This is a genomic window from Promicromonospora sp. NPDC050249, from assembly GCF_040656015.1.
Lineage (GTDB): Bacteria > Actinomycetota > Actinomycetes > Actinomycetales > Cellulomonadaceae > Promicromonospora.
The window spans coordinates 1-19246 of the sequence record NZ_JBFAKY010000052.1 but is presented as its reverse complement, the minus strand read 5'-3'; the positions used below and the strand labels follow the sequence as shown (position 1 = coordinate 19246).

The window sequence follows — 19246 nt, the reverse complement described above, 5'->3', positions numbered from 1 at the left end:
ACTATTCCTCCGCGGGGCCGCGGCCTGCCTCTCGTGCGGAACCGGTCGCGTGGGTGGAGGCGCGCTCGACGATGTGCCACTGAGCGGTGAAGTCGGCGTGGGTGCCTGCGAGGGCGTACCGCGCGCACGCAGCGCCCTGCTCGCGCATGGACTGCGCGACCGACGTGATGCCCTGGACACGCGCGGCCTCCGCGTCGTCCCAGCCGGTGAGGGCTACGTCGTCCGGCACGTGCAGCCCGGCGGCGTCGATGGCACGGAAGGCGCCGGACGCGAGCTCGTCGCTCATCGTGGCGAGGGCGTCCGGGCGGTCGGCGCGCGACAGGAGCTCCTCGGTCATGGCCCGTGCCTCGCGAGCGTCGTTCGTCGAGCACACTGCGACGAGCACGTCGGCCCAGTCGGCGCCGACGTCGCCCGCCGCGTCCCGGAAGCCGAGCAACCGCTCGCGGGTGACGGGAAACGTCGCATCGTCCGGGTCAGGGCCGGCGACGACGGCCGCCTCACGCGCACCGGTCAGGGGAAAGCTCAGCACCGCCGGAACCGTGCCGCCCGCGAACACCAGGCGGCCGATCGCCCGCGCCGCTGCCCGGTTGTCGATCCCCACGACGTGAGCCCCTGCGACGGCCGGGCCGCTGTGCACGACGACGGGGCGCCCGGTAGCGACCGCCGCGTCCAGCACCGGTGCACCGTCCTCCGTCGTCCACAGCACGTAGCCGTCCACCGCCGCTGCGCTGATCCGCGCCACGTCCGTGGTGGCGTCGGTGACCGGCAGGATGGTCATCGCCTGCCCCTGCTCGGCGCAGACCTCCGCCACGCCCGCCATGAAGGCGGTCGCCTGCGGATCGTCGAACGCGTACGTCAGATGCTCGCCCAGCACGACGCCGAGCGCGCCCGCCCTGCCCCGGCGCAGGGATCTGGCCGACGGGTCGGGTGCCGTGAAGCCAAGGGTCCGAGCGGCGGCGAGGACCTTCTCCCGCGAGGCCGCCGAGACCCGCTCCGGTCTGCCGAACGTGTACGACGCCGTCATCGTCGAGACGCCGGCGAGCTCAGCGACCTGCGCCAGCGTGGCTCGACGCGAGGTATGGCTGTTCACGGACCTCAGTCTATGCGCGGGCAGCAGCGTTGTGTAGCGTTACACATATGTCACGACACCTTCGAGCCGTGCCGTCCACGGCTACCGCCGCAACGCTCGCCTTCGCCGCATTCGGAGCCTTCTGGGGTGCGTGGGGTGCATCGATCCCCGGATTCCGGGTCCAGGCGGGGCTCGATCACGCCGAGCTCGGCGTGGCCCTGCTGTTCGTCGGGGCGGGGGCCCTGCCCGCGATGCTGCTCACCGGTCGGGCGATCGACCGGTGGGGTCTGCGCGTGGCCGCCGTCGCGATCGCCGCGCTGGGGCTGGTGGGTGCTGGTGCCGTCCTCCTCGCCAAGGACCTGGTCAGCGCGTCGCTCGCCCTGGCACTGATCGGCGTCACGTCCGGCGCCTCGGACGTCGCGATCAACTCCGTCGCGGGGCGCGCCGAACGGGAGGCAGGACGCCCGTTCATCACCCGGGTGCACGGTGTCTTCTCCTCGTTCGTCGTGGTCGCCAGCCTCGGTACCGGTCTGCTCACGAGTGCCGGGGCGCCGGTCGTGACCCCGTTCGTCCTCGTCGCGGTGGCCGCGCTCCTCGCCGCGGCGCTGATGGCGAGGGTGCTTCCCGCCAGGCCCGGCGCCGCGGTGCCCGCACGGCCGGTCCCGACCGGGAGCGCCGACGGGCGGCTCCCTGCCCTGCCCAACCTGTCGCTGATCGGCCTGGGCCTGCTCGGTGCGCTGGCCTTCGCCAGCGAGAACGCCCACCAGAGCTGGAGTGCCGTCTTCGCCACCGACGCACTCGGCGCCACTCCCGCGGTCGGCACGTTGGCCCCGGCGGTCTTCGCCGCCACCGCGGCGATCACCCGGTTCAGCACCGGACACCTCAGCGCCGCGTACGCCCGCCCGACCATCGCCGTCGGCGCGACGGCCGCAGCGGCCGGCGCCGTGGTCGTCGCGTTCGGTCCCAACCTGGCGGTGAGCGCCCTGGGCATCGCGCTCGCGGCAGCGGGCACCGCCGTCCTGTTCCCGATGATCCTGTCCGTCGTGTCGTCCCGCGTCGACGAGGCCAACCGTGGCCGCGCCACCTCGACCGCGTCCACCGTCGCCTACCTCGGGTTCCTGCTCGGGCCGTCCTACGTGGGCTTCTGGTCCGGTGCGGTAGGCCTGCGCGGCGCGATGCTCGCCGTCGCATGCCTTGGCGCGCTGCTCCTGCTGCTCACTCCTCTGGTCGCGCCGGGCTCACGCTCCACGGCCACGGTCGGGGCCGGACACGACCGGCCCGCTCGCCGGGGCACACCCAGCGACCGAACGACGTGATCGCCGAGCTGGGTTCACCGCGCGGTCGGGCCGCGGCTACCCGGACGTCTTCCGACGTGGTTAGAACGGGGGGCATGAACCCTGGTCCCGAACTCGACCGGCGCACCCTGCTCGGCGCCGCCGGCCTCGCCGCCGCCGGACTGCTGCTGCCGGCCGCGCCGGGCTTCGCCGCCCCCGCGTTCGCGAGGGCCGGCCGTCCCTCGCTGACCCACGGCGTGCAGCTCGGCGATCCGCGCACGGACGGGGCGGTGGTGTGGACACGGGCCGACCGGCCGTCGCGGATGTTCGTCGAGGTCTCCCGCGATCCGGACTTTCGGCGCGCGGTGCGGATCCGCGGCCCGCTGCTGACGCCGACGACCGACGGCACCGGTGAGGTGCGGCTGACCGGTCTGCCGGCGGGGCAGGACGTGCACTACCGCGTCGTCGCGCAGGACCTGGACGGCCGGGCCGACAGCCAGGCGCTGACCGGACGGTTCCGCACCGTGCCAAGGGACCGCCGGGACGTGCGGTTCGTGTGGTCGGGCGACGTCGTCGGCCAGGGGTGGGGGATCAACCCCGACATCGGCGGCATGACGATCTACGACGCGATGGCCGCACGCAACCCCGACTTCTTCCTGCACAGCGGCGACACCGTGTACGCGGACGGGCCGCTCCAGGAGACCGTGACGCTGCCCGACGGGCGGGTCTGGCGCAACGTCGTCACCCCGGAGAAGTCCAAGGTCGCCGAGACGCTGACCGAGTACCGCGGGCAGTTCGCCTACAACCTGCTCGACGAGAACGTGCGCCGCTTCGCCGCCAGGGTGCCCCAGATCGTGCAGTGGGACGACCACGAGGTGACGAACAACTGGTACCCCGGCGAGATCCTGAACGACGACCGCTACACCGAGCAGCGCACCGACGTCCTCGCCGCCCGGGCCTACCAGGCCTTCCACGAGTGGCAGCCCGTACGCGAGCAGGACGCCGTCGACGGCCGTGTGTACCGCAAGGTGTCCCACGGCCCGCTGCTCGACGTCTTCGTGATCGACATGCGCACCTACCGCGACGCGAACTCGACCGGTACGACGCCGGAGCGGATCCTCGGCGCCCGTCAGGCGCGCTGGCTCGTGGAGTCGCTGGACCGCTCCCGCGCGACCTGGAAGGTGATCGCCTCGGACATGCCGATCGGCATCGTCGTGCCCGACGGCGACAAGATCGAGGGCGTCGCCAACGGACAGCCCGGCGTGCCCAACGGCCGTGAGGCGGAGCTGGCGTGGGTGCTGCAGGAGATCAGCCGACGGCGGGTGCGCAACACCGTCTGGCTCACCGCGGACGTCCACTACTCCGCCGCCATCCGCTACGCGCCGGAGCGGGCCGCGTTCGAGGGGTTCGACCCGTTCTGGGAGTTCGTCTCCGGGCCGCTGCACGCCGGTGCTTTCGGCCCGAACAGGCTCGACCCGACGTTCGGGCCGGAGCAGGTGTTCGTCAGCTCCCCGCCGCGCGCGAACACCTCGCCGCTGGAGGGGTTCCAGCACTTCGGCGAGGTCAACGTCGACGGCGCTACCGGGCAGCTTCGCGTCGACCTGCGCGACCAGGCCGGTCGCTCCCTGTGGGCCACCACCCTCGACCCGAGGCGCTGACGGTCGGACGCCGGACGCCCAGATCACTTCCGCGACCTGGGCGTCCGGCGTGCACGAGCGAGATCAGGCTCTATCGGTGGCTCAGCCGACGGCGTACGCCCGCACGACCGTCTTGGCGACCGACGCACCCGCTGCGTCCCATGCCTCGAGCTTGAGCGAGACGTGCTCGGCGCCGGCCGGCGCCCTGACCGCCGCGACGAAGGTGCCGTCACCGGTCCGGGTCACCTTGGCCCGGTGCCAGGTGGCGCCGTCATCGGAGGACCACCACAGGCGGGCGCCCTCGACGGTCGACGTGTCGTACGCGCCGTCGGTGTAGCCGGCGGAGACCCGCACCCGGGTGGTCGCCGGTGCGGAGCCCGACGGGTCGGTCCCGCGCACGTCCCAGGTGGTGTCGAGGAGCGGCGGGCTGACGTCGTCACCGACGTCGGACCGCGCGTGGAACCGCCACTCGCTGGTGACGCTGGTGGCGAGCCGGTAGGCGGGCTCACCGGGCGCGCTCTCGTACAGCAGCCGGTAGTCCGCGCCGCCCTCGGGGACGGTGGGGAACGAGTAGGGCTCCGGGACGTCCTCGATCAGCTCGCCGTCCTGCCAGACGCGCAGGCGCTCACCGACGTCCGAGCCCCACAGCACGCCCCCGTCGTCGTCGATCCGGCTCGTCGGGGAGAACCAGAGGTCGACGCCCGACTGCCTGACCGGCGTGATCGTCGAGAAGCCCGGGGCCAGCGCGCCCGTGGCGAGCCCCTGCCGGGCGCGGCCCGGCTCGCTCCAGACGTGCCGCAAGGCCTCGGTGAGCACCACGCCCACGCCGTCCTCCTGGATCTCGGACCCGAGGTACCACCTGCCCGGCAGGGCCGTCAGGTACTCGGTGCGCCGCGTGCCGACGGGGACCGCCTCGATGGCGCCGCCGGCGATGATGGTGCCAGGCTCCCAGTACAGGCGCCGCGCGAGGTGGGTGTCGCCGACCGACGCGCCGTAGGACGTGTCGACGGCGACGGTCGTGCGGCGGTCGCCCCGCAGCGCAGGAACCTGGACGCCTTCGCTGTGGTGGGCGAGGTCGTAACGATAGGGCGCCGCCTCGTCGCCCGCGGTGGGCGGCAGCAGTGTCGCCTGGACGATCGTGTCGTAGTCGCCGTGCTTCGCGGCGGGCACCGGGGTCAGGGCGAGGTTCGTCCCCGGCCCGTACATCACGTTGACCCCCGCGGTGACGACCTCCGCCGAGTCCTCGGTCTCGACGGAGAGGCCGAGGCTCGCCAGCTCGGCCGGACGGTGCGTCGAGGTGGTGACCTCCTTCGCCGTGGTGCCGTCCAGGAGCACCTCGGCGTCGGCCGTCGCGTCGACCTCACCGCTGCTCAGGAACAGCGCGTCGGTGACCGCGCCGTCGTCGCCGAACGTCTCGATGAACGCCACCGGGCTGTACACGCCAGGGATGACGCGCGCCGTGGCGACGCCGTCCTCGAAGAAGAGGTTGGTGCCGAAGAGCCCGCCGTTGTCGACGTCCAGCTTGATCGCGGCGCCCCAGGTGTCGGCGGTGACGGGCTCGCCCGCCCGGTCGACGGCGCGCACCGTGAGGTTCACGTACTCGCGCTCCTTGGCCCAGCCGACGGGCGTGCGCACGGCGGTGCCGTCCGTCCCGGTGGCGACGAGCGTGCCGCCGACGGCGCCGATCGCGCCCGGGCCGTCGGCCGCGGTCAGGTCGACGGTCGCGGTCCCGCCGGCCGGCACGACCACGGAGTCCGCCGACAGGGTGAGCGCGGCGGTGACGTCGGCGCCCATCGAGTCGGTGACCTCGCTCGCGAGGGCGAGCGTGACGTCGTCGGACCCCGCGTTCGTGTACGTCACGGTGCGGGCGGCCGTCTCACCGTCGTGCGGCCAGGCGAAGGTGCCGAACGACACCGACGGCGTGGCCGTGACCTGCTGCGCGATGGCGCCGGGGACGGTGATCCGCCCAGCGCCCTCGGTCCAGACGTCGGCGCCCGTCGGCTCCGCCGAACCCATCAGCGCGGACTTGAGGGCCGTGGCGGAGAGGTCCGGCCGGGCCTGCTTGAGCACCGCGGCGGCACCCGCCACGTGCGGGGCGGCCATGGACGTGCCGCTCAGCGCGACGTGCAGGTCGTCGACGACGTCGCCCGCCGTCGTACCCGCGGCGCGCGCGGCGACGATCCCGTCACCCGGGGCGACGACGTCGGGCTTGAGCAGTCCCGCATCAGCGCCACCACGGCTGGAGTAGACGGTGACCTCGTCGGCGTCGTCGACGGCGCCCACCGTGAGGGCCTTCTCGGCGATGCCGGGCGAACCCACGCTGCCCTGGCCGAGCTCGCCGTAGTTGCCCGCTGAGACGACGAACAGCGTGCCGTACGTGGCGGTCAGCTCGTCCACCGCGACGGCGTCCGGGGACGGGACGTCGAAGAACAGGCTGCCCAGCGACAGGTTGACGACGTCGGCGCCCTCCGCGGCCGCCCACTCCATGCCCTCGATGACGCCGGACAGCGTGCCGTCGCCGTTGTCGTCGAGGACCTTGCCGACCAGCAGGTCGGCGTCCGGGGCGACGCCCTTGTTCACGCCGTCGGACGCGTCGCCCGAACCGGCAAGGATCGAGGCGACGTGCGTGCCGTGGCCGTCGCCGTCGACCACGTCGCCCTTGCCGGAGAAGTCACGTTCGCCGACCACTACCTCGTCCAGGTCGGGATGCGTCGCGTCGATGCCTGTGTCGAGCACGGCGACCGTGACACCCTCACCGGTGAACCCGGCCTGCCAGGCCTCGGGGGCGCCGATCTGCGGGCTGGAGTCGGCGTCCGAGGCCCGGACCGGCTGGTCCAGCCAGACGTACCCGACGCCGTTGGCCTTCTTCGCGGATACGCCGGTGTCGGCCGGCGCGAGGGCACCGAGCAGCTTCGTTGCCCGGCCCTTCGGCAGGACGTCGGCCACCGCGTCCACCGACTCCAGCTTCCGGTCTGGCGTGATGCCCGACGCCGACCAGTCCTGCTCGGCCGCCGCCGACCTCGCACCGGCCGACGCGGCAGCCTGGACGATCACGGGCAGCGTGTCGCGGGACGCGTCGTCGTACCCGGCCTTGACCAGGCCCGCCACGTCGAACAGCGCACGGTCCAGGCGGCCGGGCACGAGCTGCGCGACGTCGCGCGGGACGACGTAGAGATGCTCTCCCTCACGCTGCTGGAAGAAGGCCATGCCTTGACGGCCCGCGCCAGGCTCCGCCGTCGCCGTGACGGAGCCGTCCGGCGCGGTCCGCACCGTGACGACGTCGCCGGTCAGCAGCGTGACGGTCGTGGGACGACCCTGCGCCGCGGCTGTCGGGGACTCCTGCTCATGGTGTGGTGCTGGTGTGTCCTGCGGGACGGCCGCGGTCGCCCACGTCCCCCCGCCCAGTGCGACCGCCATCGCGACCGCTGCTGCACCTGCTTGTCTGCGCATCGGGTTGCTCCCGTCCGGGTCGAGCGCGCCGCGTGTGCGGCGCCACGGTTACCAGACGCGCGAGACCCGAGAAAGGGTTGCGTGACCTGCGGAATCAGAGGCGCGCTCCGGTGCGGAGGGGTGCGGGCCTCCGCTGGAACCGCCACCAGGTCCGCTGGACCAGGAGGCACGTCACGGCCCCGGCCACGATCATCGCGACGTTGATGGCGAACTGGGCCAGCGATCCGGTGGCCTCGTTGCCGACGCCGTAGGCGAGCGCGACGGCCGCGTTCCCCACCGCCGGGACGGTCGTCACGGAGATCAGCACACCCACCAGGACGCCGGACCGGCCCGAGGTGAGCGAGATCATGCCCGCCGCCCCGGCCAGGAAGCCGACGATCCAGCTCAGGGTGTCCGGCGCCCAGATGAACGACGTCTGGGGCCGGTCGGCCAGCAGGGTGGACTGGTCGGCAAGGCCCCACGCCTGCAGCAGCAGGGCCATGACCACCGACGCCGCGAACCCGGCGCCGAACCCGGCGGCCAGCGTGGCCACTGCCCGGCGGACCGTGCGCCAGCGCCCTCCGACCAGTCCGACCGAGATCGCGGCCAGCGGCCCGAAGTCGGGGCCGACCACCATGGCGCCGACCACGAGGATCGGCTGGTCGAACAGGACGCCGATCATGCCGATCGTGGTGGCCAGGGCCATGAGCGCGAGGTAGCCCAGCGAGGTGCGCGACTCCGTCTCGGTGCGGTCCACCACCTCGTGCCAGACGAGTGCGTCCTCCGGGAGCCCTGGTGCGGCGTCCCCAGCGCGCCGGGCGTGGTGCGACAGGGAGGTGTCCACCGACTCGACGGCGATGGATCCTGCCCGGTCCAGGCCCAGGGCGGTAAGACGCTCCAGGACGGGACTGAGTGCCTCGCGCGCGACGTCGGCCATGACGAGGTCGCCCGGCGGGTCGACGGCGCACGCCGGAAGCACCATGACGTTGGTCGCGGCGGGGTCGGACCGCAAGAGGTCGATGACGTCCGGGGTGCTCGCGGGCGGGCTGACCACGCGTAGGTGTTGCATCACGCCGAAACAGTAGCCGGGTGAAACGGTGCACCGTGCCGGCATCGATGCAACGTTGACGAGTGGGGGTCCGGCTCAGGCGCGCTCTATCGCGCGGAGGACGCCGCTGCCTGCCTCGCGTTCGGCGGCGCTCCCGGCGTCGGCGAGGTGCGCGACCGCCTGCAGCATGGCCCAGGCCCGGACGCGTTCGAGGTCCGCGCTGAGCCCGTCGGCCACTGCGTGCAGCAGCTCGGTGCCGCCGACAGGCCCGTGGACCTGTTGCTGGAACAGGAAGTACCCGCCGTCGAAGGCACGTTCGGCCAGCACCGGCTTGGGGTCGATCAGCAGCCAGGGCTCGCGGACGGACGAGACGACGTTGCTCAGATGGTTGTCGCGGTTGGCGATCCCGACCTCGTCGGCACCGGCCAGCGCGTCGCACAGGCGCACGCCGAGCGCGAGCTCCGCGGCGACGTCGGGCGACCGGCCCGCGGCCTCGTCGAAGTACTCGGCCCAGCCCTTGAGGAGATCGGCAGCCCGGGGGATCTCGGGGTAGCCGACGGCGGGGACCGGGGCGCGCCAGAGCCTGCGGAACAGGCCGCAGGCGATCGCGAAGCGCTCCCGGGCGGCGTCGTGCTCGCTCAGGCCGGGGAACCGGCGGGCGAGCAGGGCCGCGCCGGGGCGGGCGTTCTCGAGGAGCATCGCGCCGGAGTCGGGGTCGTACTCGAGGAGACGCACCGCGCCGTCGCCGTCGTACGCGTACAGGGCGGTCGGTTCCGACCGGTTCTCGGCGTCCTGCAGATCGATCTTGAGCACCGCGGGGGTACCGTCGGGCCGGTCGACCGGCAGCACGTAGGCGGTGGTGCCGCCGGTGAAGGGGGCTCCGGCGGGGTGCAGGTCCCACGTCCCGGCGAGGCGGCCGACCGTCGCGGGGAGCGCGCCGACCCAGTCCCGGCCCTGGTCGCCGTACCAGTCGAGGGCCCGCTGCCGTACGGACGCGGGGAGTGGCGCGAGGGGCATCGCACAAGTATCGGGACGACCGTGTTCCGGGCCAACGTTTTTCGCTGGGGCGGGGGCCGTGACGCTGCGACGATTGCGCCATGACTGTCGAGGAACGTGAAGTGCTGAGGTCGTTCGCCGTGCGCCGGGTCCGCCCCGAGGAGTGGCGGAGCCTGCGGGAGCTGCGGCTCGAGGCGCTGCGGGACCCGATCGCCCACCTGGCCTACCTCGAGACGATCGAGGCCGCGCTTGAACGGCCGGACAGCTTCTGGCAGGACCGGACCCGGACCGCCGCCTCCGGCACCGCGGCAGGGCAGTTCGTCGCGGTCGACGAGCGCGGTGACCTCGCCGGCACAGCGACCGCGTTGGTGACGGCGCCGGGCGAGCCCGACTACATCGGCGAGACGGGTCCGCAGCTGCGTGCCGCCGTCGTGGGTGTCTACGTGCAACCCGGTCACCGCGGCGGCGGTGTCCTGCAAGCGATCCTGTCGGAGACGGAGGCCTGGCTCCGGGGTATCGGCGTCCCGCAGGTGCGGCTCCATGTCAACGAGCAGAACCTCCGCGCCCAGGGCGCCTACCGCAAGTGCGGGTACGTCGACACCGGTGTGCGGGTCGAGATGGTCGACGGCGTCAACCACGAGATGGTCCGCGACCTCCGGAGCGCGTAGACCTTGGTCCCGATCAGTCGCGGGGCGCGCTGTACCAGCGCCAGCTGGTCAGGCGCGGCCGGTCCGGGAGGTCACCGCGTCCCGTGGCCCAGAGGAGAGTGGGCCAGGGCTCGATCGTGCTCGGTACGTCCGGGAACAGTCGGGCGAGCACGCGGGAGCACAGGTCGGCGGGCGGGTCCCAGACGAGGCCGAGGCCCGCGGCCAGGTCGTGGGTGTGCACCAGTGTCTCGACGATCCCCATCGCGGCGAACCCTTCCGGGTCCGACGCGCCGTAGTCGTGATGGGCGCGCACCGTCGTCGGCGTCGTGCGCACCATCGCGACCAGCAGCGCGCCGGTCGCTTCCAGCGCCAGCAACAGCCCGGCGGGTCCCGCCGTCCGGTCCACATGGATGGCATTCGCTGGGCCGCCGGGTCGCCGGCTCTCGCAGACGAAGGGAATGTTGCTGTCCGACGGCGGTGTCCTGGGGCCGAGCCGGGCGGCATAGGAGAAGAGGTCGTCGTTGAGGTGCTCGACGGTCTCCCAGCAGGTCCATTCCAGCGACCCGGCCGCGGTGTCCCAGGCGGCTGGGGATGCCTCGCGAAGCGTGGCGATCGCGAGCTGGACGGCGTGGTCGAGGTCGTCCGCGGTGACGGGTGACGGTGCGGCTTCGGCTGACGGAGGCATGCGGAGACCGTAGCGCGGGCAGCCCGTACGACCTGGGTATGACCGCCGCCGCGGCAGGACCAGACCAGGGCCGGATGCGGCGCGGGGGAGTGTCTCCGTAGCGTCTCTTCCATGGACTTCACCGTTAACGCGTCCGGGGCCTCACCCGCTGTGCGCGCACGCTCACTGACCAAGACCTATGGGAAGGGCGAGGCGACCGTGCGGGCCCTGGACGGGGTGGACGTCGACTTCGAGCAGGGCCGGTTCACGGCGATCATGGGCCCGTCGGGCTCGGGCAAGTCGACGCTGATGCATCTGCTGGCGGGGCTGGACTCCGCGACCAGCGGTCAGGCGTTCCTGGGCGAGACGGAGATCACGGGTCTGAACGACAAGGCCCTGACGAAGCTGCGTCGGGACCGGGTCGGGTTCGTGTTCCAGCAGTTCAACCTGCTGCCGATGTTCACCGCGGAGCAGAACATCACGCTCCCGGTCGAGCTCGCGGGCGGGGCCGTGGACCGGGCCTGGTTCGACACCTTGGTGGACACGCTGGGTTTGAAGGGCCGGCTCACGCACCGGCCGGGTGAGCTCTCCGGTGGGCAGCAGCAGCGTGTCGCGATCGCGCGTGCCCTGATCGCGCAGCCTGATGTGGTGTTCGCGGACGAGCCCACGGGGAACCTGGACTCGCGTTCCGGTGCGGAGGTGTTGTCGTTCCTGCGTCGTTCGGTGCGGGAGCTGGGTCGCACGATCATCATGGTCACGCACGACCCGTCGGCGGCCGCGTATGCGGATCGTGCGGTCTTGATCGCGGATGGTCGGATCGCGGGCGACATCAGTGACCCGACGCCTGATTCCGCGATGGCCGGCCTGGACGCGCTGCGCACCCTCGAACCCGCCGTCGCGACGACCCCTCGGACGGGTGCGTGATGGCGACCTCGTTCCCCACCGCCCGCCTCACCCTCGGGCAGATGCGGCGCAGTGCCGGCCGCCTCACCGCCGCGGGAGTGGCGATCCTGATCAGCACGGCGTTCGTCACCGTGACGCTGCTCGCAGGCGGCGTCATCCAGGGCACGACGCACGACATGGTCGCGGCGCAGTACGCGAAGGCCGACGTCGTCGTGGCCACGGCCGACGACAGCTCGTTCACCGCCGACGACGTCAGCGCCGTCTCGGCCGTCGACGGCGTCGCGACCGTCCAGCCGCTCACGAGCTGGTTCGGCGACCTGCGCAACGGCGGCAAGGGCGGCTACCAGACGTTCGCGCCCGTTCCCGAGGACCCGCGGCTCTCGCCGCTCGAGCTGACCGACGGCGCCTGGCCGGCCGCCGACGACGAGGTGGCACTGACGTCGAACCTCGCGGAGCGGCTCGAGGTCGGCCTGGGTGACACCGTGACGCTCAAGCGCACCGTGTACCCCGAGGGGTGGGCCGACAGCCAGGCGGAGGATCCGGCCGCCGAGCTCGGCGAGCCGAAGGACGTCACCGAGACCCTGACCGTGACCGGCCTCGCCGCCGACCCCTACGGTGCCTACTCCGTGTACGGCGGGGCCGCCGCGGTTCCCGCTGCGACGCTCGATGCCTGGAACGCGGTCGAGCCCTACCCGAACCCGGTCACCGAGCTGCTCGTCGCGCTCGACACGCCGCTGGACGGTGGAGGCGTGCCCGGTCCTCTTGCCGAGTCCCTCGATGCTGCCGCGGGCGGTGCCGACCGCAGCGTGGACGTCGACACCACCGAGGAGGTCGCCACGGCGCGGGCCGCCGCGCAGACCGGCGGCCAGGACCTCGTCTTCCTCGTGTTCGTCATGACGTTCGCCGCCATCGCGCTGCTCATCGCGGCCATGGTCATCACCAACACGTTCCAGGTGCTCGTCGCCCAGCGGACGCGGACGCTCGCCCTGCTGCGCTGCATCGGCGCGGGCACCGGCCAGCTCTACCGCAGCGTGCTGCTCGAAGCGGCGATCCTCGGCGTGGTCGCCTCCGCCGTGGGCATCCTGACCGGCGGGGTGCTCGCCCAGGTGGCGCTCATGGTGGCGCCCACCTTCGACCTGGGCGTGCCGCTGCCCACGACGATCACGCCGACCTGGCAGGCGGCGGTGCTCCCGCTCGCGGTCGGCGCCGGCGTGACGGTCCTGGCCGCCCTGGCCCCCGCCCGCTCGGCCACCCGGGTCGCGCCGCTCGCCGCGCTGCGGCCGTCCGACGCCCCGACGTTGCGCGCGCGCTCCGGCCGCACCCGCCTCGTGATCTCGCTGCTCGCCCTGGTCGGCGGCTTCGCGGCCCTCGGCGGCGGCGTGGTGCTCGGCATGAACGGCGGCACCCAGTTCGGTCTGGTCGCCGCGGTCGGCGGCGGTGCCCTGGCGTTCTTCGGCGTCGTGCTGAGCGCGGTGCTGTGGCTGCCCCGCGTCGCGGCGCTGCTGGGCTCGCTCGTGGCCCGTACCGGTCCGGCGGCTCGTCTGGCGGTCGCCAACACCCTGCGCAACCCGCGCCGGACGGCGGCGACGTCCACCGCGCTGCTCATCGGCGTCACGCTCGTCACCATGATGTCCACCGGCGCGGCCAGCGCCCGCATGTCGGCGGACAGCCTGCTCGACGAGCAGTTCCCGTACGACGTGAGCGTGTCGGCGTCCTCACCCGAGTACGTCGAGGGCCTGCGCGACGCCGTGGCCGACACCCCAGGGATCGCGTCCACGGCACTCGTGACGAGTGCGACGGTCACGCTCGGCGAGACGGAGGACTCGAACGTCGTGGCCGCGGATCCCGCCGAGCTCACCGCCGTGGTGAACGTGCCGGAGGAGGCGGGACTGCTGGCCGAGGGCTCCATCCTGCTCACCCAGGGCACGGCCGACGAGCTGTCCCTCGACGCGGGCGACCCGGTAGCGGTGTCGAGCGCCGACGGCTCGGTCGACCTGACCGTCGTCATCACGGCCGCCGACGCGCTCAACCGCACGATCACGGCCGCCGACCTCGCCCGCGTGAACCTGCCGGCCGAGAACACGATGACCGACGTCTGGGCGCACATCTCGGGCGGCGAGGCGACCACCGTGCTGGCGGACGTGCAGGACGCTGTCGCGCAGGTGGACGGCGGTGCGTTCGTCATGGGGCCGGCCGCCCAGGCGGCTCAGTTCCGCCAGGTGGTCGACGTCATCCTCGGCATCGTGGTGGGCCTGCTCGCCGTCGCCGTCGTGATCGCCCTGATCGGCGTCACGAACACGCTGTCCCTCTCGGTCATCGAGCGGACCCGCGAGTCCGCGACCCTGAGGGCGATCGGCCTGAGCAAGGAGCAGCTGCGCGGCATGCTCGCCGTGGAGGGCGTGCTCATCGCGGGCGTCGGTGCGATCCTCGGGATCGTCCTGGGGCTGGTGTTCGGCTGGGCGGGGGCCGCCACCGCGCTGTCCGTCATGGGCGACGTCCGGTACGCCGTCCCGTGGGCGGACCTGGGCATCGTCCTGGCCGTCGCCCTGATCGCCGGCCTGCTCGCGTCGGTCCTGCCGGCCCGGGCCGCCGCCCGCACCTCACCGGTGGCGGCGCTCGGCGTGGAGTGACGGCGGTCCGCCCGCCCGATGGCCCCTCACCTGTCTACGTAGGTGAGGGGCCTCGTCGTACCGTCAGCGCGACCCATCAGAGGGCATCGATGAGTTTGTCCGGTCCGCGGAGTCGGCCAGAGCACGACGAAACCACGGAACGGAGAGTCAGATGACCGAGCTGAACGCGGAACGAGCACGGCAGGCGATCGTCGAGCACACTCGGCGGCTGACGGAATCGGCAGCCGCCGCCGAGCCCGACGCGCCCGTGCCCACCACTCCGGAGTGGACCCTCGCCGACCTGGTCGAGCACGTGGGCCAGACCCAGCACTGGACGGCCCAGATCATCGAGCGGCGCATCACCGACCCCGCACAGCTGCCCACGGAGGTGGCAGCCCTCCCCGCCGACCCTCGTGACTGGCGGGAGTGGTTGTCGGAGTCCGCGCAGCGGGTCGCGAGCGCCTTCTCCGACGACGCGCTTGCCGCGCCGGTGTTCAACCCCGCGGGGGACGAGCGGCCCGGGGCGCGGTTCTGGCTGATCAACGTCCTCAACGAGACGATCGTCCACGGGTTCGACGGCGCCAGGGCGGCGGGCAGGGCATCAGGCGGTACATCAGACGGTGCGGCCGACACCGGCATGGACGGCGATGTCGGGTCCGCCCTGATCAGCCACCATCTCGCGATGCTCACGTCCCCGACGTGGGAGATGCTGCGGCCCGAGTCCGCCCACGCCATCCGAGGCACCGGGCAGACGCTGCAGTGGCTGGCCACCGATACCGCGGACGGCGTGGGCGCGTGGTTCGTCGAACGCCGGCCGGACGGGGCGACGTGGCAGCCCGGCACCCAGCCGGCCGACGTCACCGTGACGGGGCCGGCCGGAGCGCTGCTGCTGACCCTGACCCGGCGCCTTCCGCTTGCCGCCGGCGATGCGGCGGGCGTCAGCATCGACGGCGAGACCGACCTCGTCCGGCACTGGCTCGACAACACGGCCCACGTCGCGGACTGACGCGCACGCCGGCACGCTGCTGAGATGCCTCTCATCCCGCTCTCACGAAGTTCTCATCAGGACCTGGAAGGGTGGCGTCCCAGACCGACGGAAGGAACGGACCGCATGTCCAAGCTCTCCAACATGATCGGCCTCGCCAAGAAGGTGCTCGACTCCCAGACCGGGCAGCAGCAGCAACAGCAACAGGGGACACCGCAGGGCGGTTCGACGGGACAGAAGTCCTGGCGGTCCACGCTCGAGGACGTCGTCGGAGCGGTGAACGGGCGGTCCCAGCCCGCGGCAGCGCCGGGTCACGCGCCCGCCCCGCAGGCTCGGCCCGTCCCGCAGGGCCGGCCGGGCGCGCAGGCGTCCACCGACGCCGACCGGCAGGCCATCGCCCGCTACGACTACCTCATGCAGACCGCCGAACCGCATCAGGTCGAGCAGATCCACGCCGAGTCGTTCGCCCGGCTGACGCCGGCGCAGCGTGAGGCCGTGCTCCAGCGCATGCAGTCGGAGCTGCCGCCGCACGAGCAGCCTCGCTCGGCCAGCGTCGCCGATCTGTCTCGGGCCGCAGCACGTTCGGAGGCACGTCGGCCGGGCTCCATGCGGTCGACGCTGGCGAAGGTCGGCACAGGCGCAGCCGTGGCGGGAGTCGCCGTCGGGGCCGTCGGCATCCTGGGTGCGGTCGCGGCCGGCGCGGTGGTGAGCAGCGTGGCGGGCCCGCTCCTCGAGAACGCGGCGAATCTGGGAGTCGACTTCGACGCGCTCGCGTCGGGCGTCGACGTCGAGGGGCTCACGTCCTCGGTCGGCGAGCTCGGCACGGGCGCTCTCGACGAGGCCGCCGCGGGTGTCGGCGAGCTCGGCAGCGGGGCCGTCGGCGAGGCCGCGGCTGGTGTCGAGGGCCTGGCCGGCACGGCCGACGGCGCCCTGTCCGGGCTCGGGGACCAGGTCTCCGGTGCGGGCCAGCAGCTCTCGGACCTGGCCAAGGACTTCGACCCGCGCAACTTCTTCTAGGCCGTCCTGCTTGACGCCGACTGGCGCAGGCTGAAGCGGACAGACGTATGACGCACGCCCTCGTGCCCGGTGCGGGACTCCCGCACCTCGGGCACGAGGGCGTCAACGTTGGCCGGGACGAGACCCCCGGTTCACGGTTTCGGCGGAGTACGGGTGATCGCGAGCGTCACGGCCTCGTCGAGCCTCGTGGCGAACGCCCGGACCTCGTCGTACGTCACCATGGCGCGAGTGGAGGGTCACGCCACGCGAACCGCACGGTCACTGCCGATCCAGACGCCCTATGATCGCCGCATGCCCAGTGACTCTCGACCCGAGACGGGTTTCCCGCTCTTCGACAAGCGAGAACCGTCGCCGACGCTCGGGATCGCGGTGGTCGACGCCATCGTCGACGTCATCGTCTCGGGCGCTGTTCAGCCCGGTGACCTGCTCCCGCCGGAAGGCGTCCTCGCCGAGCGGTTCGGCGTCAGCCGGACGGTGATCCGCGAGTCGGTGAAGCGCATCGAGGAGAAGGGTTTGGTCACGATCGCCCGCGGTCGCGGCACCTCGGTGCGGCCCACGAGCTCGTGGAACATCCTCGATCAGGTGGTGCTCACGTCACTGATCAAGCATGACGACTCCCGCGGTGTCCTGGACGAGCTGACCGTCGTCCGGGCCCAGCTGGAGTCGGTGATGGCTGCTGACGCGGCGGTCCGGTGCTCGGACCTCCAGCTCAAGGAGCTCGAGGGGCACCTGCAACGGATGCGCGACTCGTCGTACGACGACGAAGCTTTCCGGGACGCGGACGCGGCCTTCCACGTGGCGGTGATGTCGTTCTCCGGCAACCGTCTCGCCGAGAGCATCGCGCGTACCCTCTTCGAGCGGGCCCGTGCCAACAGCAGGTTCCGCGGCGTCGACTCGCGGGAGAGCGTCGAGGCCACGCTCGCCGAGCACGAGGCGGTCTTCGCCGCGATCGCCGCGGGCCGCGCCGACGAGGCGCGCGAGTGCATGAACCAGCACATCCTGGACGCCTGGCAGCGCCGCCGCATGCCGACGTCGGCCTCCACCCCCTCGACGCCCGCACGCTCCTGAACGTCACCCAGCGACTCCTGGACCAGGGCGCGACGGCGATCGTCGTCGAGCACGACCTCGACATGGTCGCCAACGCCGACCACATCGTCGACAGGGGACCCGGCGGAGGGGCGGCCGACGGCACGGTGGTGGCCACCGGGACCAGCACGGTCTAGCCGGACCGTGTCCGAGCGGCCATGCGACTTCGGTCGTTTGCTTCGAGATCGGTCATTCAAACGACCGATCTCGAAGCAAGGGGCCGAAGTCACCCCAGGTGCCGGTGCGAAGGACCGAAGTCGGGCCCAGGAGGTGCGCGCCGTGTGCTCATCGCGCACGTGGACAGCTGGGCCCACTTCTCCGAGAATCTCCGGACCACGGTGGCCGCCTTCGACGAGCCGGGCCTGAGCGGCCGCCTCGCGCGCCGCTGACCCATCACGCGATCAGCGAGAGGTCCTTCGCCCTGCGACAGGAGTGACGGCGGGCCACCCCGCGATACGGTGACCCGATGAGCGACGCACCCGAGACGCTGTCGCTGTTCGGGGACGACGAGCCGCCCCGGCCGCTCGCCGACCGGCTCCGGCCCCGCACGCTCGAAGAGGTGGTCGGCCAGGACCACCTACTGGCCCCCGACGCGCCGATCGGGCGGCTGGTCGGCCGCGGCCAGATGGTCTCCACGATCCTGTGGGGCCCGCCCGGCTGCGGCAAGACCACGATCGCCCGGCTCCTCGCCGAGCGGACACACCTCGCGTTCGAGCCGCTGTCGGCCACCTTCTCGGGTGTCGCCGACCTCCGGAAGATCTTCACGGCCGCGCAGCGCCGTCGCGAGATCGGCCAGGGCACGCTGCTGTTCGTCGACGAGATCCACCGCTTCAACCGCGCCCAGCAGGACAGCTTCCTGCCCTACGTCGAGGACGGCACGATAGTCCTCGTCGGCGCCACCACCGAGAACCCGAGCTTCGAGCTCAACGGCGCACTCCTGTCGCGCTGCCAGGTGTTCGTCCTGCGGCGGCTCGACGGCGCCGCGCTCGAGACCCTGATCGACCGCGCCGAGGCGGACACCGGCCGGCCGCTGCCGCTGGACGACGACGCCCGGGCCGCCCTCGTCGCCATGGCCGACGGCGACGGGCGCTACCTGCTCAACATGGCCGAACAGCTCCAGGCACTGCCCGAGGGCACCGCCCTCCTCGACACCGCGGGCCTGGCGGCAGAGGTCCAGAAGCGTGCGCCGATCTACGACAAGGCCCAGGAGGGCCACTACAACCTGATCTCGGCCCTGCACAAGTCCATGCGCGGCTCCGACCCGGACGCCGCCCTGTACTGGCTCGCCCGGATGCTCGACGGCGGCGAGGACCCGCTGTTCATCGCCCGCCGCATCGTGCGCTTCGCCAACGAAGACATCGGCATCGCCGACCCGGAGGCGGTGCACCAGGCGCTCACCGCCTGGGACGTGTACGAGCGGCTCGGCTCACCCGAGGGCGAGCTCGCCCTCGCCCAGGCCGTCGTCTACCTGGCGACCGCGCCCAAGTCGATAGCCGTCTACCGCGGGTTCGGCGCCGCTACCGCCGCCGCGAAGCGCACCGGGTCGCTCATACCGCCTGCCCACATCCTCAACGCTCCCACCCGGCTGATGAAGGACCTCGGCTACGGCAAGGGCTACCGGTACGACCCCGACACCGAGACCGGCTTCTCCGGCGCCGACTACTTCCCCGAGGGCATGGACCGGGAGCAGTACTACGAGCCGACCGGGAACGGGTACGAGCGGCAGATCACCGAACGGCTCCGGCACTGGGACGCCCTGCGCGCCGAACGGCGCCGCGACGGCGCATAGTTCGAGTTCGGTCGGTTGCTCTGAGATCGGTCAATCAATGGACCGATCTCAGAGCAACCGACCGAACTCACTACGAGCCGCGTGCAACTGACC

General features: G+C 72.6%; 15 protein-coding genes. 10 read left to right on the top strand and 5 right to left on the bottom strand.

The genetic code is table 11. From position 1 onward, the window contains the following. Position 1 precedes the first annotated feature (1 nt). Positions 2-1090 (bottom strand): LacI family DNA-binding transcriptional regulator, encoded by a 1089-nt coding sequence (locus tag AB0I32_RS25605; protein ID WP_357511239.1) that lies wholly within the window; start codon positions 1088-1090, stop codon positions 2-4. Between the two features lie 68 nt (positions 1091-1158). On the opposite strand from AB0I32_RS25605, the gene AB0I32_RS25600 reads away from it, so the two are divergent. Together AB0I32_RS25600 and AB0I32_RS25595 are read left to right on the top strand one after the other, a co-directional pair. After that, positions 1159-2385: an MFS transporter gene (locus AB0I32_RS25600; protein WP_357511237.1), complete on the top strand. Its 1227-nt coding sequence runs from the start codon at positions 1159-1161 to the stop codon at positions 2383-2385. A 74-nt stretch (positions 2386-2459) separates the two neighbouring features. Then, on the top strand, positions 2460-4001 hold the full coding sequence (locus AB0I32_RS25595) for an alkaline phosphatase D family protein (RefSeq protein ID WP_357511235.1): 1542 nt from the start codon (positions 2460-2462) through the stop codon (positions 3999-4001). An 81-nt stretch (positions 4002-4082) separates the two neighbouring features. Here the strand turns inward: AB0I32_RS25595 and AB0I32_RS25590 are convergent, their stop codons facing one another. The 3 genes from AB0I32_RS25590 to AB0I32_RS25580 form a co-directional block, all read right to left on the bottom strand. Further along, positions 4083-7430, bottom strand: a complete 3348-nt coding sequence (locus AB0I32_RS25590; protein WP_357511233.1) for a S8 family serine peptidase — start codon at positions 7428-7430, stop codon at positions 4083-4085. A 94-nt stretch (positions 7431-7524) separates the two neighbouring features. Continuing rightward, entirely contained in the window at positions 7525-8478 is a 954-nt protein-coding gene (locus tag AB0I32_RS25585; protein ID WP_357511259.1) for a DUF389 domain-containing protein, read from the bottom strand. 75 nt (positions 8479-8553) lie between these two features. Beyond that, positions 8554-9474 carry an aminoglycoside phosphotransferase family protein gene (locus AB0I32_RS25580; RefSeq protein ID WP_357511231.1) on the bottom strand — a complete coding sequence of 307 codons (921 nt, stop codon included), beginning with the start codon at positions 9472-9474 and terminating at the stop codon, positions 8554-8556. Between the two features lie 80 nt (positions 9475-9554). Here AB0I32_RS25580 and AB0I32_RS25575 point away from each other — a divergent pair, with 80 nt between their 5' ends. Further along, entirely contained in the window at positions 9555-10121 is a 567-nt protein-coding gene (locus AB0I32_RS25575; protein WP_357511229.1) for a GNAT family N-acetyltransferase, read from the top strand. Between the two features lie 13 nt (positions 10122-10134). On the opposite strand, the gene AB0I32_RS25570 is transcribed toward AB0I32_RS25575, so the two are convergent. Then, entirely contained in the window at positions 10135-10785 is a 651-nt protein-coding gene (locus AB0I32_RS25570; RefSeq protein WP_357511227.1) for a hypothetical protein, read from the bottom strand. A 111-nt stretch (positions 10786-10896) separates the two neighbouring features. Here AB0I32_RS25570 and AB0I32_RS25565 point away from each other — a divergent pair, with 111 nt between their 5' ends. The 7 genes from AB0I32_RS25565 to AB0I32_RS25535 all read left to right on the top strand — a co-directional run bounded on the left by AB0I32_RS25565 (position 10897) and on the right by AB0I32_RS25535 (position 19153). Next, the gene (locus AB0I32_RS25565) at positions 10897-11688 is read left to right on the top strand and encodes an ABC transporter ATP-binding protein (protein ID WP_357511225.1); all 792 of its coding nucleotides are present in this window, start codon (positions 10897-10899) and stop codon (positions 11686-11688) included. After that, positions 11688-14297 carry an FtsX-like permease family protein gene (locus tag AB0I32_RS25560; protein ID WP_357511223.1) on the top strand — a complete coding sequence of 870 codons (2610 nt, stop codon included), beginning with the start codon at positions 11688-11690 and terminating at the stop codon, positions 14295-14297. The genes AB0I32_RS25565 and AB0I32_RS25560 overlap by 1 nt, the downstream gene beginning before the upstream one ends. 151 nt (positions 14298-14448) lie before the next feature. After that, positions 14449-15282, top strand: a complete 834-nt coding sequence (locus AB0I32_RS25555) for a maleylpyruvate isomerase N-terminal domain-containing protein (protein ID WP_357511221.1) — start codon at positions 14449-14451, stop codon at positions 15280-15282. 105 nt (positions 15283-15387) lie between these two features. After that, the gene (locus AB0I32_RS25550) at positions 15388-16278 is read left to right on the top strand and encodes a cation-transporting ATPase (RefSeq protein ID WP_357511219.1); all 891 of its coding nucleotides are present in this window, start codon (positions 15388-15390) and stop codon (positions 16276-16278) included. Between the two features lie 291 nt (positions 16279-16569). Further along, on the top strand, positions 16570-17346 hold the full coding sequence (locus AB0I32_RS25545) for a FadR/GntR family transcriptional regulator (RefSeq protein ID WP_357511217.1): 777 nt from the start codon (positions 16570-16572) through the stop codon (positions 17344-17346). After that, complete coding sequence (locus tag AB0I32_RS25540; protein ID WP_357511215.1) at positions 17259-17501, top strand: hypothetical protein; 243 nt, start codon at positions 17259-17261, stop codon at positions 17499-17501. The genes AB0I32_RS25545 and AB0I32_RS25540 overlap by 88 nt, the downstream gene beginning before the upstream one ends. 329 nt (positions 17502-17830) lie before the next feature. After that, complete coding sequence (locus AB0I32_RS25535; protein WP_357511213.1) at positions 17831-19153, top strand: replication-associated recombination protein A; 1323 nt, start codon at positions 17831-17833, stop codon at positions 19151-19153. Positions 19154-19246: the final 93 nt, after the last annotated feature.

Coding starts and splice junctions, on each gene's coding strand:
- AB0I32_RS25595 (WP_357511235.1), top strand. CDS start 2,460: ATGAACCCTGGTCCCGAACTCGACCGGCGCACCCTGCTCGGCGCCGCC.
- AB0I32_RS25590 (WP_357511233.1), bottom strand. CDS start 7,430: ATGCGCAGACAAGCAGGTGCAGCAGCGGTCGCGATGGCGGTCGCACTG.
- AB0I32_RS25585 (WP_357511259.1), bottom strand. CDS start 8,478: ATGCAACACCTACGCGTGGTCAGCCCGCCCGCGAGCACCCCGGACGTC.
- AB0I32_RS25580 (WP_357511231.1), bottom strand. CDS start 9,474: ATGCCCCTCGCGCCACTCCCCGCGTCCGTACGGCAGCGGGCCCTCGAC.
- AB0I32_RS25575 (WP_357511229.1), top strand. CDS start 9,555: ATGACTGTCGAGGAACGTGAAGTGCTGAGGTCGTTCGCCGTGCGCCGG.
- AB0I32_RS25570 (WP_357511227.1), bottom strand. CDS start 10,785: ATGCCTCCGTCAGCCGAAGCCGCACCGTCACCCGTCACCGCGGACGAC.
- AB0I32_RS25565 (WP_357511225.1), top strand. CDS start 10,897: ATGGACTTCACCGTTAACGCGTCCGGGGCCTCACCCGCTGTGCGCGCA.
- AB0I32_RS25560 (WP_357511223.1), top strand. CDS start 11,688: ATGGCGACCTCGTTCCCCACCGCCCGCCTCACCCTCGGGCAGATGCGG.
- AB0I32_RS25555 (WP_357511221.1), top strand. CDS start 14,449: ATGACCGAGCTGAACGCGGAACGAGCACGGCAGGCGATCGTCGAGCAC.
- AB0I32_RS25550 (WP_357511219.1), top strand. CDS start 15,388: ATGTCCAAGCTCTCCAACATGATCGGCCTCGCCAAGAAGGTGCTCGAC.
- AB0I32_RS25545 (WP_357511217.1), top strand. CDS start 16,570: ATGCCCAGTGACTCTCGACCCGAGACGGGTTTCCCGCTCTTCGACAAG.
- AB0I32_RS25535 (WP_357511213.1), top strand. CDS start 17,831: ATGAGCGACGCACCCGAGACGCTGTCGCTGTTCGGGGACGACGAGCCG.